The organism is Bacillus sp. FSL R5-0603 (genome assembly GCF_038050295.1).
GTDB lineage: Bacteria > Bacillota > Bacilli > Bacillales > Bacillaceae > Bacillus > Bacillus subtilis.
The window spans coordinates 1,623,236-1,638,242 of sequence record NZ_JBBOYP010000001.1; the positions used below are offsets into that span (position 1 = coordinate 1,623,236).

Annotated in this window: 12 protein-coding genes; all 12 read left to right on the forward strand. The window is 43.0% G+C overall.

From position 1 onward, the window contains the following. Positions 1–59 precede the first annotated feature (59 nt). On the forward strand, positions 60–1,211 hold the full coding sequence (gene dxr, locus NYE56_RS08430; RefSeq protein WP_003245155.1) for a 1-deoxy-D-xylulose-5-phosphate reductoisomerase: 1,152 nt from the start codon (positions 60–62) through the stop codon (positions 1,209–1,211). A gap of 6 nt (positions 1,212–1,217) precedes the next feature. Next, positions 1,218–2,486: an RIP metalloprotease RseP gene (gene rseP / locus NYE56_RS08435; RefSeq protein WP_010886508.1), complete on the forward strand. Its 1,269-nt coding sequence runs from the start codon at positions 1,218–1,220 to the stop codon at positions 2,484–2,486. 32 nt (positions 2,487–2,518) lie between these two features. Continuing rightward, positions 2,519–4,213 (forward strand): proline--tRNA ligase, encoded by a 1,695-nt coding sequence (proS, locus tag NYE56_RS08440; protein ID WP_003231918.1) that lies wholly within the window; start codon positions 2,519–2,521, stop codon positions 4,211–4,213. A 108-nt stretch (positions 4,214–4,321) separates the two neighbouring features. Continuing rightward, on the forward strand, positions 4,322–8,635 hold the full coding sequence (locus NYE56_RS08445; RefSeq protein WP_341283709.1) for a PolC-type DNA polymerase III: 4,314 nt from the start codon (positions 4,322–4,324) through the stop codon (positions 8,633–8,635). A gap of 329 nt (positions 8,636–8,964) precedes the next feature. After that, on the forward strand, positions 8,965–9,435 hold the full coding sequence (gene rimP / locus NYE56_RS08450; RefSeq protein ID WP_003231915.1) for a ribosome maturation factor RimP: 471 nt from the start codon (positions 8,965–8,967) through the stop codon (positions 9,433–9,435). A 34-nt stretch (positions 9,436–9,469) separates the two neighbouring features. Then, on the forward strand, positions 9,470–10,585 hold the full coding sequence (nusA, locus tag NYE56_RS08455) for a transcription termination factor NusA (RefSeq protein ID WP_003231912.1): 1,116 nt from the start codon (positions 9,470–9,472) through the stop codon (positions 10,583–10,585). A 13-nt stretch (positions 10,586–10,598) separates the two neighbouring features. After that, entirely contained in the window at positions 10,599–10,874 is a 276-nt protein-coding gene (gene rulR / locus NYE56_RS08460; protein WP_009967250.1) for a glucose-induced regulator RulR, read from the forward strand. 1 nt (position 10,875) lies between these two features. Then, positions 10,876–11,178, forward strand: coding sequence for a YlxQ family RNA-binding protein (locus tag NYE56_RS08465; protein ID WP_003220946.1), 303 nt, complete (start codon positions 10,876–10,878; stop codon positions 11,176–11,178). A gap of 19 nt (positions 11,179–11,197) precedes the next feature. Then, a complete protein-coding gene (infB, locus tag NYE56_RS08470) occupies positions 11,198–13,348 on the forward strand; it encodes a translation initiation factor IF-2 (protein WP_014479801.1) in 2,151 nt (716 codons plus the stop codon). Beyond that, entirely contained in the window at positions 13,345–13,623 is a 279-nt protein-coding gene (locus NYE56_RS08475) for a DUF503 domain-containing protein (protein ID WP_003231905.1), read from the forward strand. The genes infB and NYE56_RS08475 overlap by 4 nt, the downstream gene beginning before the upstream one ends. Before the next feature lie 16 nt (positions 13,624–13,639). Continuing rightward, positions 13,640–13,993, forward strand: coding sequence for a 30S ribosome-binding factor RbfA (gene rbfA, locus NYE56_RS08480; RefSeq protein WP_009967251.1), 354 nt, complete (start codon positions 13,640–13,642; stop codon positions 13,991–13,993). Between the two features lie 81 nt (positions 13,994–14,074). Further along, positions 14,075–15,004, forward strand: coding sequence for a tRNA pseudouridine(55) synthase TruB (gene truB, locus NYE56_RS08485; RefSeq protein ID WP_341283710.1), 930 nt, complete (start codon positions 14,075–14,077; stop codon positions 15,002–15,004). The last annotated feature ends 3 nt before the right edge of the window (positions 15,005–15,007 follow it).

Consider the following 15,007-nt stretch of genomic DNA (forward strand, 5'->3'; position numbering starts at 1 on the left):
AAGTCTAATATGAATATGAGACTGATCATGCAGCAATAAGAATAGGAGTAGTGGCAACTTTGAAAAATATTTGTCTTTTAGGAGCAACAGGATCAATCGGCGAACAGACTCTTGATGTACTGCGTGCACATCAAGATCAATTTCAGCTGGTATCTATGTCGTTTGGCAGAAATATTGATAAGGCCGTTCCAATGATTGAGGTCTTTCAGCCGAAGTTTGTCTCTGTCGGTGATCTGGATACATATCATAAATTAAAACAAATGTCTTTTTCTTTTGAATGCCAAATCGGGCTGGGAGAAGAAGGACTGATAGAAGCAGCAGTAATGGAGGAGGTTGACATTGTTGTCAACGCTTTGCTTGGAAGCGTCGGTCTTATCCCGACGTTAAAGGCAATTGAACAGAAAAAAACAATTGCGCTTGCAAATAAGGAAACTCTTGTCACTGCAGGGCATATAGTAAAAGAACATGCTAAGAAATATGATGTTCCGCTGCTGCCTGTTGACAGTGAGCATTCAGCCATTTTTCAAGCTCTTCAAGGCGAACAGGCTAAAAACATTGAACGCCTCATCATTACGGCATCCGGAGGAAGTTTTCGGGACAAGACACGGGAGGAGCTCGAATCAGTAACGGTTGAAGATGCATTAAAACATCCAAACTGGTCAATGGGTGCAAAAATTACAATTGATTCGGCTACAATGATGAATAAGGGATTAGAGGTGATCGAGGCACACTGGCTTTTCGATATACCTTATGAACAAATTGATGTGGTTTTACATAAGGAGAGCATCATCCATTCAATGGTTGAGTTCCATGATAAAAGTGTGATCGCACAGCTCGGAACTCCGGATATGAGAGTCCCCATTCAATATGCGCTCACTTATCCTGACCGATTGCCATTACCAGATGCGAAAAGGCTTGAATTATGGGAAATCGGCAGCCTTCATTTTGAGAAAGCTGATTTTGACAGGTTCCGATGCTTACAATTTGCTTTTGAATCAGGTAAAATAGGAGGAACAATGCCGACAGTGCTAAATGCGGCAAACGAAGTAGCTGTCGCTGCCTTTTTAGCTGGCAAGATACCGTTTTTGGCTATTGAAGACTGTATCGAAAAGGCACTAACCCGCCATCAATTACTGAAAAAACCGAGCCTGGCGGACATTCAAGAAGTGGACAAAGATACCCGGGGATACGTCAATTCAATACTCACATAAGGTGGTATGTTCGTGAATACAGTTATAGCGTTTATCATTATTTTCGGAACGCTCGTTTTCTTCCATGAACTGGGCCATTTATTGCTAGCCCAAAGAGCGGGAATTCTCTGCCGTGAATTTGCGATCGGCTTCGGTCCAAAGATTTTTTCTTTCAAAAAAAATGAAACAGTTTATACGATCAGGCTGCTTCCGGTCGGCGGATTTGTTCGTATGGCCGGCGAAGATCCGGAAATGATTGAGGTGAAACCCGGATACACGGTCGGGCTTCTGTTTAATAAGGAAGATCAAGTTGAGAAAGTCATCATCAATCAAAAGGAAAAATATCCGGATGCTTTAGTCATTGAAGTGGAAACAGCGGATCTAGAGCATGACATGAAGATCACCGGTTATGAACAGGGGAAAGAGGACGAACTTTCCAGCTTTACTGTCAGCGAAACATCCTTTTTTATTGTAGACGGAGAAGAAGTGCAGATTGCGCCGTATAATCGCCAATTTGGTTCCAAACCTGTGTGGCAGCGGATTAAAGCAATTGCTGCAGGGCCGATTATGAACTTTATTTTAGCTTACGTCATTTTAGTGATGCTTGGGCTGATTCAAGGCGTACCGTCAAATGAACCTATGCTCGGGCAGCTGACAGACAATGGACGGGCGGCTGAAGCAGGGCTAAAAGAAGGGGATTATATCCAAAGCATTAACGGAGAGAAAATGAGGTCTTGGACTGACATTGTCTCCGCTGTAAAAGAAAACCCGGAGAAAGAAATGGACGTTGCAGTAAAAAGAGATAACAAAACGCTTCATATTTCGGTGACTCCGGAAGCTGTTAAAGATGAGAACAAAAAAACAATCGGACGTTTCGGTTCCTATGCGCCGACTGAAAAAGGCGTACTCTCAGCGGTTGCTTACGGCGCGACATCAACAGTTGATGTCACCAAAGCCATTTTAACCAATCTGAGCAAATTAGTAACAGGCCAATTTAAACTCGATATGCTGTCAGGTCCTGTCGGCATATATGACATGACAGACCAAGTGGCGAAAACAGGGATCGTGAATTTATTTCAGTTTGCGGCGTTTTTAAGCATTAATCTTGGGATTGTCAACCTGCTTCCGATTCCGGCGCTTGACGGAGGAAGACTGTTGTTTCTATTTATTGAAGCGATTCGGGGCAAACCGATTAACAGGGAAAAAGAAGCATTTGTTGTGTTTATCGGAGTAGCTTTCTTAATGCTTCTTATGCTGGTTGTCACATGGAACGATATCCAGCGGCTGTTTTTGTAAACGAAAAGTAAATCAATCAGAGGTGCGAAGAAATGAGACAAAGCTTGACGCTTATTCCTACGCTCCGTGAAGTTCCAGCTGATGCCGAAGCAAAAAGTCATCAGCTTCTTCTGAGAGCAGGATTTATCAGACAGAATACGAGCGGGGTATACAGCTATATGCCTCTTGCGTATAAGGTGATTCAAAACATTCAGCAGATTGTTCGAGAAGAAATGGAGAAAATTGATGCCGTAGAAATGCTCATGCCCGCATTGCAGCAGGCAGAGACATGGCAGGAATCAGGCAGATGGTATACGTATGGTCCCGAACTGATGAGACTAAAAGACCGTCATGGCCGTGAATTTGCTTTAGGGGCAACGCATGAAGAGGTTATCACTTCGCTTGTTCGCGATGAGGTTAAATCTTATAAGCGCCTCCCTCTGACTCTTTATCAAATTCAGTCTAAGTTCAGAGATGAAAAACGTCCTCGCTTCGGTTTGTTAAGAGGCCGCGAATTTATTATGAAGGATGCGTACTCTTTCCATGCATCTGCAGAGAGCCTGGATGAAACGTATCAAAAAATGTACGAGGCCTATTCTAATATTTTTGCCCGCTGCGGCATTAATGTAAGACCTGTTATCGCTGATTCAGGCGCAATGGGAGGAAAGGATACGCACGAATTTATGGCACTTTCTGCGATCGGAGAGGATACGATTGCGTATTCTGATGAATCACAGTACGCGGCTAATATCGAGATGGCTGAAGTTCTTCACCAGGAAGTTCCTTCAGATGAAGAGCCTAAAGCTCTAGAGAAGGTTCATACGCCTAACGTGAAAACAATCGAAGAACTGACTGCGTTCTTGCAGGTTTCGGCTGAAGCGTGCATTAAGTCAGTATTGTTTAAAGCTGATGACCGTTTTGTCTTAGTGCTTGTAAGAGGGGATCATGAAGTTAACGATATTAAAGTGAAAAACTTGCTTCATGCAGAAGTTGTAGAGCTTGCCACACATGAAGAGGTCATTCAGCAGCTCGGAACAGAGCCAGGCTTTGTAGGCCCTGTCGGTATTCATCAGGATGTGGAAGTATATGCCGATCAAGCTGTGAAAGCAATGGTCAATGCTGTTGCCGGGGCAAATGAAGGAGATCATCATTATAAAAATGTCAATGTGAATCGTGACGCGCAAATTAAAGAATTTGCTGATCTTCGTTTTATTAAAGAAGGTGATCCTTCACCAGACGGCAAGGGAACGATCCGTTTTGCTGAGGGAATCGAAGTCGGACAAGTCTTTAAGCTCGGAACACGCTATTCAGAAGCGATGAATGCCACATATTTAGATGAAAACGGACGCGCGCAGCCAATGCTGATGGGCTGTTACGGAATCGGTGTGTCAAGAACGCTTTCTGCTATTGCTGAACAGCATCACGACGAAAAAGGATTAATATGGCCAAAAAGCGTTGCCCCGTACGATCTTCATATTCTTGCATTGAACATGAAAAACGATGGGCAAAGAGAGCTTGCTGAAAAGCTGTATGCCGATTTAAAAGCGGAAGGCTATGAAGTGCTCTATGACGACCGTGCTGAGCGTGCCGGCGTAAAATTCGCTGATTCAGATCTAATTGGCCTTCCAATCCGCATCACTGTCGGAAAAAGAGCTGACGAAGGAATCGTCGAAGTGAAAATTCGTCAAACTGGTGAGTCAACTGAGATTTCAGTAGACGAATTATCTGCGTTTATCAGCAAGCAGTAATCACCATAACGATTTATCAAAAAACATGTTAAAATAGAAATAATAGAAGGTACCTCATTGCCTGAGGTACCTTCACTTATGATGTTTTTAGGGAGGGATACTGTCTTAATGGAACAGTTATCAGTAAACAGAAGGCAGTTTCAAATTCTTCTGCAGCAGATTAATATGACAGATGATACCTTCATGACATACTTTGAACATGGCGAGATTAAAAAGCTGACAATTCACAAAGCTTCTAAGTCTTGGCATTTTCATTTTCAATTTAAATCTTTGCTGCCTTTTCAAATATATGACACATTAACAACGAGGCTGACGCAATCGTTTGCCCACATAGCAAAAGTGACATCTTCAATTGAAGTTCAGGATGCCGAGGTCAGTGAAAGTATCGTTCAAGACTACTGGTCACGCTGCATTGAAGAACTGCAGGGCATTTCGCCGCCGATTATCAGTCTTTTAAACCAGCAAAAACCGAAGCTGAAGGGCAATAAACTGATTGTCAAAACCAAAACGGATACAGAAGCGGCTGCGCTAAAGAACAAATACAGTTCCATGATTCAAGCAGGCTACCGTCAATTTGGCTTTCCGGATCTTCAGCTTGATGCTGAAATATTTGTATCCGAGCAGGAAGTTCAAAAGTTTCGGGAGCAAAAGCTTGCAGAAGACCAAGAGCGGGCTATGCAGGCCTTGATTGAAATGGAGAAGAAAGATAAAGAAAGTGATGAAGACCAAGCACCATCTGGTCCTCTTGTTATCGGTTATCAAATTAAAGATAACGAGGAAATCCGGACACTTGACAGCATCATGGACGAAGAACGGAGAATTACGGTCCAAGGTTATGTGTTTGATGTGGAGACGCGCGAGCTAAAGAGCGGGCGCACGCTGTGTATCTTCAAAATTACAGACTATACAAATAGTATTTTGATCAAAATGTTTGCACGTGAAAAAGAAGATGCGGCACTGATGAAGTCTCTGAAAAAAGGAATGTGGGTAAAAGCACGCGGAAGCATTCAAAATGATACATTTGTCAGAGACCTTGTCATGATCGCAAATGACGTAAACGAAATAAAAGCAAAAACCCGTGAAGATTCAGCACCTGAAGGAGAAAAAAGAGTGGAATTGCATCTTCATTCCCCAATGAGCCAAATGGATGCTGTTACGGGTATCGGAAAGCTTGTCGAACAGGCGAAAAAATGGGGGCATGAGGCCATCGCTTTGACCGACCATGCTGTCGTTCAATCCTTCCCTGATGCGTATTCTGCGGCCAAAAAGCATGGAATTAAAATGATTTACGGGATGGAAGCGAATCTCGTGGATGATGGCGTGCCAATTGCTTATAATGCCGCACATCGTCTGCTCGAAGAAGAAACATATGTTGTTTTTGACGTTGAGACGACAGGATTGTCTGCTGTATACGATACCATTATTGAGCTGGCTGCAGTAAAAGTAAAAGGCGGAGAAATTATTGATAAATTTGAGGCGTTTGCGAACCCGCATCGTCCGCTTTCCGCCACAATCATAGAGCTGACAGGGATCACTGATGATATGCTACAAGACGCTCCGGATGTCGTAGATGTAATAAGAGATTTCAGAGAATGGATTGGCGATGATATCCTTGTCGCTCATAATGCAAGCTTTGATATGGGATTCTTAAATGTAGCCTATAAAAAGCTTCTTGAAGTCGATAAAGCTAAAAACCCAGTCATTGATACGCTTGAGCTTGGACGTTTTCTCTATCCGGAATTTAAGAACCACCGGTTGAACACACTTTGTAAAAAGTTTGATATCGAACTCACACAGCATCACCGTGCGATCTATGATACTGAGGCAACCGCTTATTTGCTTCTGAAAATGCTGAAAGACGCAGCTGAAAAAGGCATTCAGTACCATGATGAGTTGAATGAAAATATGGGTCAGTCCAATGCTTATCAAAGATCAAGACCGTATCATGCAACATTACTTGCCGTGAACAGCACGGGACTTAAAAATTTATTTAAGCTTGTGTCACTTTCTCATATTCATTATTTTTACAGAGTGCCGCGTATTCCGAGATCTCAGCTTGAGAAATACAGGGAAGGGCTTCTGATCGGTTCTGCCTGTGACAGGGGAGAGGTTTTTGAGGGAATGATGCAAAAATCGCCTGAAGAGGTGGAAGATATCGCGTCATTCTATGATTACCTTGAGGTTCAGCCGCCTGAAGTGTATCGTCACTTGCTGGAGCTTGAACTGGTCCGTGATGAAAAAGCGCTGAAAGAAATTATTGCGAATATCACGAAGCTGGGGGAAAAGCTTAATAAACCGGTTGTTGCTACGGGAAATGTTCATTACTTGAATGATGAGGATAAAATCTACAGAAAGATTTTAATATCCTCACAAGGCGGGGCAAATCCGCTGAACAGGCATGAACTGCCGAAAGTGCATTTCAGAACGACAGACGAAATGCTTGAAGCTTTTTCTTTCTTAGGTGAAGAAAAAGCGAAGGAGATCGTAGTCACCAATACCCAAAAGGTTGCTTCTTTAGTTGAAGACATCAAGCCGATTAAAGATGATTTATATACGCCGAAAATCGAAGGCGCCGATGAAGAGATCAGAGAAATGAGCTATCAGCGTGCAAGAAGCATTTACGGGGAAGAGCTGCCTGAAATTGTCGAAGCGCGGATTGAAAAAGAGTTAAAGAGTATTATTGGCCACGGATTTGCTGTTATTTACTTGATCTCTCACAAACTTGTAAAACGTTCACTAGATGACGGGTATCTCGTTGGTTCCCGTGGTTCCGTAGGATCTTCATTAGTTGCGACACTTACTGAGATTACTGAGGTAAACCCGCTGCCGCCGCACTATGTTTGTCCTGAGTGCCAGCATTCTGAGTTCTTTAATGACGGTTCTGTCGGTTCCGGTTTTGACCTACCTGACAAGACATGTCCTCATTGCGGAACGCCTTTGAAAAAAGACGGCCATGATATTCCATTTGAAACGTTCTTAGGATTTAAAGGGGACAAAGTACCTGATATCGATTTGAACTTCTCAGGGGAATATCAGCCGCAAGCACACAATTACACAAAAGTATTGTTCGGAGAAGACAATGTATATCGTGCGGGAACAATAGGCACGGTGGCAGAAAAAACAGCCTACGGTTATGTAAAAGGCTTTGCCGGAGACAACAATCTTCATATGCGCGGTGCCGAAATAGATCGGCTCGTACAGGGATGCACAGGTGTAAAACGTACAACTGGACAACACCCTGGCGGTATTATTGTAGTTCCGGATTATATGGATATTTATGATTTTTCACCGATCCAGTTCCCGGCAGATGCCACAGGTTCAGAGTGGAAAACGACTCATTTTGATTTCCACTCCATCCATGACAACCTGTTAAAACTTGATATTCTCGGACACGATGACCCGACTGTTATTCGGATGCTTCAAGACTTAAGCGGAATAGATCCGAAAACAATTCCGACGGATGATCCTGAAGTGATGAAGATCTTCCAGGGAACCGAATCACTCGGTGTGACTGAAGAACAGATTGGCTGTAAAACGGGCACTCTTGGAATTCCTGAATTCGGAACCCGATTTGTCCGGCAGATGCTTGAAGATACAAAGCCGACCACTTTTTCTGAGCTCGTTCAGATTTCAGGCTTGTCTCACGGAACTGATGTATGGCTTGGCAATGCACAGGAGCTCATCCACAATAATATTTGTGAGCTGAGTGAGGTTATCGGCTGCCGTGATGACATTATGGTTTATTTAATCTATCAAGGCCTTGAGCCGTCCCTTGCCTTTAAAATCATGGAATTCGTGCGTAAAGGAAAAGGATTAACGCCTGAATGGGAAGAAGAAATGAAAAATAACAATGTCCCAGACTGGTATATTGATTCTTGTAAAAAGATTAAATACATGTTCCCGAAAGCCCACGCCGCGGCATATGTCTTAATGGCAGTCCGCATTGCTTACTTTAAAGTGCATCATGCTCTTTTGTATTATGCGGCTTATTTTACCGTTCGTGCAGATGACTTTGATATCGATACAATGATCAAGGGCTCTACAGCAATCAGAGCGGTAATGGAGGATATAAATGCTAAAGGACTTGACGCTTCACCGAAGGAAAAGAACCTTCTGACTGTTTTAGAATTAGCGCTTGAGATGTGTGAGAGAGGCTATTCATTCCAAAAAGTCGATTTATATCGCTCCAGCGCCACAGAGTTTATTATTGACGGCAACAGTCTTATTCCGCCGTTTAACTCTATTCCAGGGTTAGGGACGAACGCTGCTTTGAACATTGTAAAAGCTCGCGAAGAAGGCGAATTCCTCTCAAAAGAAGATTTGCAAAAGAGAGGGAAAGTATCAAAAACGATTTTAGAGTACTTAGATCGCCATGGCTGCCTGGAGTCACTGCCTGATCAAAACCAATTGTCACTGTTCTAATATGGAAAGCAGAATTTCTCAGAAATTCTGCTTCTATGCATACATAAGCGCAAAAAGTGCCATCGTAATATTAGAGTTTCTGTCACTTGCTTAGGTATGAAGGTAAGCGTATATCCATTTGCAATAAAAATATGGTTATGGTATAGTTTTATTGGAAATGCTAACGATTACCGAGGCAAAGAGTGGGGAAACCCGCTCTTTTGTATTGAACAGGAGAATTTTGTCTCGACATGTTCATCGTTTACTTTTTAGCCCCTGCTCTTTTGAAGCAGGGTTTTTATGCAGAGTGACGAGACGAATATGAGATCGACAGCACAAGGAGGAAGAACATGAGCAAAAAAGTGACTGACACCGTTCAAGAAATGGCTCAGCCAATCGTAGACAGCCTTCAGCTGGAACTCGTTGACATTGAATTTGTCAAAGAGGGCCAAAGCTGGTTCCTTCGCGTGTTTATTGATTCCGATGACGGTGTGGATATTGAGGAATGTGCCAAAGTAAGCGAAGCTTTAAGCGAAAAGCTTGATGAGGCAGACCCAATCAGCCAAAATTACTTTCTTGAAGTCTCATCTCCAGGAGCTGAGCGTCCGCTAAAGAAAAAAGCCGATTTCGAAAAATCACTAGGAAAAAACGTATACATTAAGACGTATGAGCCTATTGACGGCGTAAAAGTGTTTGAAGGTGAACTGGCTGAATTTGATGGACAAACAGTGACAGTTGAGATCACGATCAAAACAAGAAAGAAACGGATCAATATTCCGTATGAAAAGATAGCTAATGCAAGATTAGCTGTTACATTCTAATGAATACAAATGTTTTAAGGGGGGAGACCGTTAAATGAGCAGTGAATTATTAGATGCTCTCACGATTCTTGAAAAAGAAAAAGGCATCAGTAAAGAAATTATCATCGAAGCAATCGAAGCTGCGTTAATTTCTGCTTATAAGCGGAATTTTAATCAAGCGCAAAATGTACGGGTGGATCTAAACCGTGAAACTGGCTCCATCCGTGTATTTGCAAGAAAAGATGTCGTTGACGAAGTGTACGACCAGAGATTAGAGATCTCAATTGAAGAGGCGCAGGGCATCCATCCGGAATATATGGTCGGCGATGTCGTCGAAATCGAAGTTACACCTAAGGATTTCGGGCGCATAGCTGCTCAAACAGCAAAGCAGGTCGTCACACAGCGTGTGCGCGAAGCTGAGCGCGGTGTGATTTATTCTGAATTTATCGACCGTGAAGAAGACATCATGACAGGGATCGTCCAGCGTCTGGACAATAAATTTATCTACGTGTCTTTAGGCAAAATAGAAGCCTTGCTGCCGGTTAATGAGCAAATGCCGAATGAAAGCTACAAGCCCCATGACCGCATTAAGGTATATATCACAAAAGTAGAAAAAACAACGAAGGGCCCGCAGATTTATGTGTCAAGAACACATCCAGGCCTGTTAAAGCGTTTGTTTGAAATTGAAGTGCCTGAAATTTATGATGGAACTGTCGAGCTAAAATCTGTTGCCAGAGAAGCCGGCGACCGTTCAAAAATTTCTGTTCGCACAGATGATCCTGACGTGGATCCTGTCGGTTCATGCGTAGGGCCTAAAGGCCAGCGTGTGCAAGCAATCGTCAATGAATTAAAAGGTGAAAAAATTGACATTGTCAACTGGTCCAGTGATCCTGTAGAATTTGTCGCGAATGCGCTCAGCCCTTCCAAAGTGCTTGATGTCATCGTTAATGAAGAAGAAAAAGCGACAACTGTTATTGTTCCTGATTACCAGCTGTCTCTGGCAATTGGCAAAAGAGGACAAAACGCACGCTTAGCTGCTAAACTGACAGGCTGGAAGATTGATATTAAGAGCGAAACGGACGCAAGAGAACTTGGAATCTATCCGAGAGAACTTGAAGAAGATGATGAGCCGCTCTTTACGGAGCCTGAAACTGCTGAATCGGATGAATAAGAGGTGACTTTAGGTGAATAAACACAAAAAGATCCCATTACGCAAATGTGTAGTGACTGGTGAAATGAAGCCTAAAAAGGAACTGATCCGAGTTGTACGGTCAAAAGAAGGCGAAATCTCAGTAGACCCGACCGGAAAAAAGAATGGGCGGGGTGCTTATTTAACGCTGGATAAAGAGTGCATCTTAGCAGCAAAAAAGAAAAACACTTTGCAAAATCAATTTCAATCACAAATCGATGACCAGATTTTCGATGAATTGCTGGAACTGGCGGAAAAGGTGAAAAAATAAAATGTCTGGAATGGAATGGTTTCCCTTGCTGGGTCTGGCCAATCGAGCTCGTAAGGTCGTGTCAGGCGAAGACTTGGTAATAAAAGAAATCAGGAATGCGCGTGCAAAGCTTGTCCTGCTTACAGAGGATGCATCATCTAACACAGCAAAAAAAGTAACTGACAAGTGCAATTATTATAAAGTCCCTTATAAAAAAGTCGAGAGTCGCGCGGTTCTTGGACGCTCTATCGGTAAAGAAGCCCGTGTCGTTGTCGCCGTCACTGACCAAGGTTTTGCGAATAAGCTGATCAGCTTGCTCGATTAATATTTTTGGGGGTGAACGAATGGCTAAAATGAGAGTATACGAATATGCAAAAGCGTTAAATGTTTCAAGTAAGGAAATTTTGACCGCACTGAAGAACATGGATTTAGAAGTGAATAATCACATGGCCATGCTTGAAGAAAAGGCCATTAAAAAGCTTGATGCCAAATATAAAAAAGGCGGCGCAGCTGCTAAATCTCAAAAGCCAGCAGAAACGAACAAAAACAAACAGCCACAAGGGGTTAATCAGCAATCAGCTGGAAATCAACCAAATAAAATTCGAGACGGAAAGAAGAATGACGTGCAGAATAATCAATTTAACAAAAACAAGAAGAATAACAACAACAAAAAAAATAAACGCAACAACAACAATAATAAAAACCAACATCAGCAAAAGCCTGTAAAGCCGAAAAAAGAGCTTCCTGAGAAAATTACATTCTCTGGCACTTTAACAGTTGGCGCACTTGCTGAAGAGCTTGGCAAAGAGCCTTCAGAAATCATTAAAAAGCTGATGCTTCTTGGCGTAATGGCAACCATTAACCAAGAGCTTGATAAAGACACAATCGAACTCATTGCATCAGAATATGGTGTTGAAACAGAAGAGGTCATTGTGCTTGAAGAAACAGAGCTGGAAAAATACGAAGAGCCTGATAATGAAGAGGATCTTGAAATTCGTCCTCCTGTCGTGACAATCATGGGCCACGTTGACCATGGGAAAACAACACTTCTTGACAGCATCCGTAAAACAAAGGTTGTTGAAGGAGAAGCAGGCGGAATCACTCAGCATATCGGCGCTTATCAAATTGAAGAGAACGGCAAGAAAATCACGTTCTTGGATACACCGGGCCACGCCGCATTTACAACAATGCGTGCACGCGGTGCAGAAGTAACTGATATTACGATTCTTGTCGTAGCTGCCGATGACGGTGTCATGCCGCAAACAGTTGAAGCGATTAACCATGCAAAAGCAGCAGAGGTTCCAATCATCGTAGCTGTGAATAAAATAGATAAAGAATCCGCAAACCCTGACCGTGTGATGCAAGAACTGACGGAATACGGACTTGTCCCTGAAGCTTGGGGCGGAGAAACCATTTTTGTGCCGCTTTCCGCTTTAACTGGAAAAGGCATTGATGAGCTCGTTGAAATGATTTTGCTTGTCAGTGAGGTAGAGGAACTGAAAGCGAATCCGAACCGTCAGGCAAAAGGAACGGTTATTGAAGCTGAACTCGATAAAGGCAGAGGGTCAGTCGCGACATTGCTCGTACAGACTGGAACACTGCATGTCGGTGATCCGATCGTAGTCGGCAATACATTTGGCCGTGTCCGTGCAATGGTCAACGACATTGGCCGCCGTGTGAAAACTGCCGGCCCGTCAACTCCGGTTGAAATTACCGGTTTGAATGATGTCCCTCAAGCGGGAGACCAATTCCTTGTCTTTAAGGATGAAAAAACAGCTCGTTCTGTCGGTGAAGCCCGTGCTTCGAAACAGCTTGAAGAGCAGCGTAGCGATAAAGCGAAGCTCAGTCTTGATGATTTATTCGAGCAAATTAAGCAAGGTGATGTAAAAGACATCAACCTCATCGTAAAAGCTGACGTTCAAGGATCTGCTGAAGCTTTAACGGCTGCACTTCAAAAAATTGAAGTAGAAGGCGTTAAAGTGAAAATCATCCATACAGGCGTTGGTGCGATTACTGAATCAGACATTATCTTGGCATCTGCTTCCAATGCAATTGTTATCGGGTTTAATGTGAGACCGGACGGAAATGCTAAGAGTACGGCTGAAGCTGAAAATGTAGATATTCGACTTCACCGTATCATTTACAAAGTAATCGACGAGATTGAAGCTGCCATGAAAGGTATGCTTGATCCTGAATATGAAGAAAAAGTAATTGGTCAAGTAGAAGTACGCCAAACATTCAAAGTATCTAAAATCGGTACAATTGCCGGCGGATATGTTACTGAAGGAACCATTACGCGCGACAGCGGCCTCCGTTTAATTCGTGACGGCGTCGTCATCTTTGAAGGCGAAGTAGATGTTCTGAAACGCTTTAAAGACGATGTGAAAGAAGTTTCACAAGGCTATGAATGTGGTATTACAATTAAGAAATACAATGACATTCGTGAAGGTGACATCCTTGAAGCGTTTGTCATGCAAGAAATTGAAAGAACGTGATCGGATTTGCGGAGTGTGAATGCATCATTTATGATGCAGGATCGCTAAAAGAAAAGCGTGCCGTTCTGAAGCGGGTTTTAACCAGGGTTCAAAACAAGTTCAATGTTTCGATTTCGGAGATTGGCTATCAGGACACCTGGCAAAGAACCAGCTTCGGAATCGCCGCTGTTTCTTCCTCTCGCGTTCAAACAGAAAAAGAACTGCAGCGCGTCCTAGCGTTTATCGATTCTTTTCCTGAAATTGAACGGACGATCACTAGGACAGAGTGGTTTTAACTTAGAGGTGATTGAATTGAGTATGAGAGCAAACCGTGTCGGCGAGCAAATGAAAAAAGAACTCGGTGATATTATCAGCCGCAAGCTGAAAGACCCGAGAATTGGTTTTCTGACAGTAACGGATGTACGTGTATCAGGTGATTTGCAAATTGCAAAGGTGTATATCTCGGTTCTCGGTGACGAGAAAAAACGGGAAGAAGCGCTGAAAGGGCTGGCAAAAGCGAAAGGATTTATCCGATCCGAAATCGGCAGCCGCATCAGACTTCGAAAAACGCCTGAAATTGAATTTGAGTTCGATGAATCAATCGATTACGGGAATCGGATCGAAACACTGATTCACGAATTACATTCAGAGAAACCATCTGAATAAAAAATGAGAGGATAGGCGTATATCGTCTGTCCTCTTTCTTCGTTTAAAAGAAAAAAGCTCAAAAGAAGGAGTGAAAGGCAAATGGTTAACGGAGTTCTCCTTTTACATAAACCTGTTGGCATGACATCGCACGACTGTGTCATGAAGATCCGAAAGCTGTTAAAAACAAAAAAAGTAGGACATACAGGAACGCTCGATCCGGAAGTGTCAGGCGTGCTTCCGATTTGTGTAGGAAGAGCGACAAAAATAGTCGAATACTTAACTGAAAAATCTAAAACGTATGATGCAGAAATAACGCTTGGCTTTTCAACCACTACAGAGGATCAAACCGGAGAAACGGTGGAAACAAAGCCTGTCAATCACGACATTGATAAAGGGGATGTAGAAAAGGTTTTAAACAGTTTAAAGGGGAAACAAGAACAAATTCCGCCCATGTATTCCGCTGTAAAAGTAAACGGCAAAAAATTATACGAATACGCAAGAGCAGGGATTGAAGTAGAACGTCCGAAACGTATGATAACCATTGAAGACATTGCCCTGACGACAGAGATTAAACATCATGGAGAAACCGCAAGCTTCCGGTTTACAGTGACTTGCTCTAAAGGGACCTATGTAAGGACGCTGGCGGTCATGATCGGAGAAAAGCTCGGATATCCGGCTCATATGTCTCATTTAATCCGTACGGCATCCGGAGATTTTTCTCTCGACGAATGCTTTACTTTTGATGAGCTCGAAGCACAGGCCCAATCCGGAACCGTGGAAGAGCATACAGTTCCTATTGAACGTGCGCTCAATCATTTGCCGAAATGGATCATAAGTGATACATTAGCTAAGAAAGTAGAAAATGGGGCTTTGCTTGAGACGCCCGAGCAGTTTTCTGAAATGACAAGTGAAGACCGTATCGCCGTCTTTACTGAATCCGGAACCTGTTTGGCGATCTATTTCCCTCATCCTGCAAAAAAAGGGCTGTTAAAGCCGGCAAAAGTATTGATGCAAAAAAGCGAACAATAGAAA

Bases quoted from the DNA above. Each gene is read 5' to 3' on its own strand.
- proS (WP_003231918.1), top strand. From the start codon at position 2,519: ATGAGACAAAGCTTGACGCTTATTCCTACGCTCCGTGAAGTTCCAGCT.
- truB (WP_341283710.1), top strand. From the start codon at position 14,075: ATGGTTAACGGAGTTCTCCTTTTACATAAACCTGTTGGCATGACATCG.
- NYE56_RS08445 (WP_341283709.1), top strand. From the start codon at position 4,322: ATGGAACAGTTATCAGTAAACAGAAGGCAGTTTCAAATTCTTCTGCAG.
- rseP (WP_010886508.1), top strand. From the start codon at position 1,218: ATGTTCGTGAATACAGTTATAGCGTTTATCATTATTTTCGGAACGCTC.
- infB (WP_014479801.1), top strand. From the start codon at position 11,198: ATGGCTAAAATGAGAGTATACGAATATGCAAAAGCGTTAAATGTTTCA.
- NYE56_RS08465 (WP_003220946.1), top strand. From the start codon at position 10,876: ATGTCTGGAATGGAATGGTTTCCCTTGCTGGGTCTGGCCAATCGAGCT.
- nusA (WP_003231912.1), top strand. From the start codon at position 9,470: ATGAGCAGTGAATTATTAGATGCTCTCACGATTCTTGAAAAAGAAAAA.
- rimP (WP_003231915.1), top strand. From the start codon at position 8,965: ATGAGCAAAAAAGTGACTGACACCGTTCAAGAAATGGCTCAGCCAATC.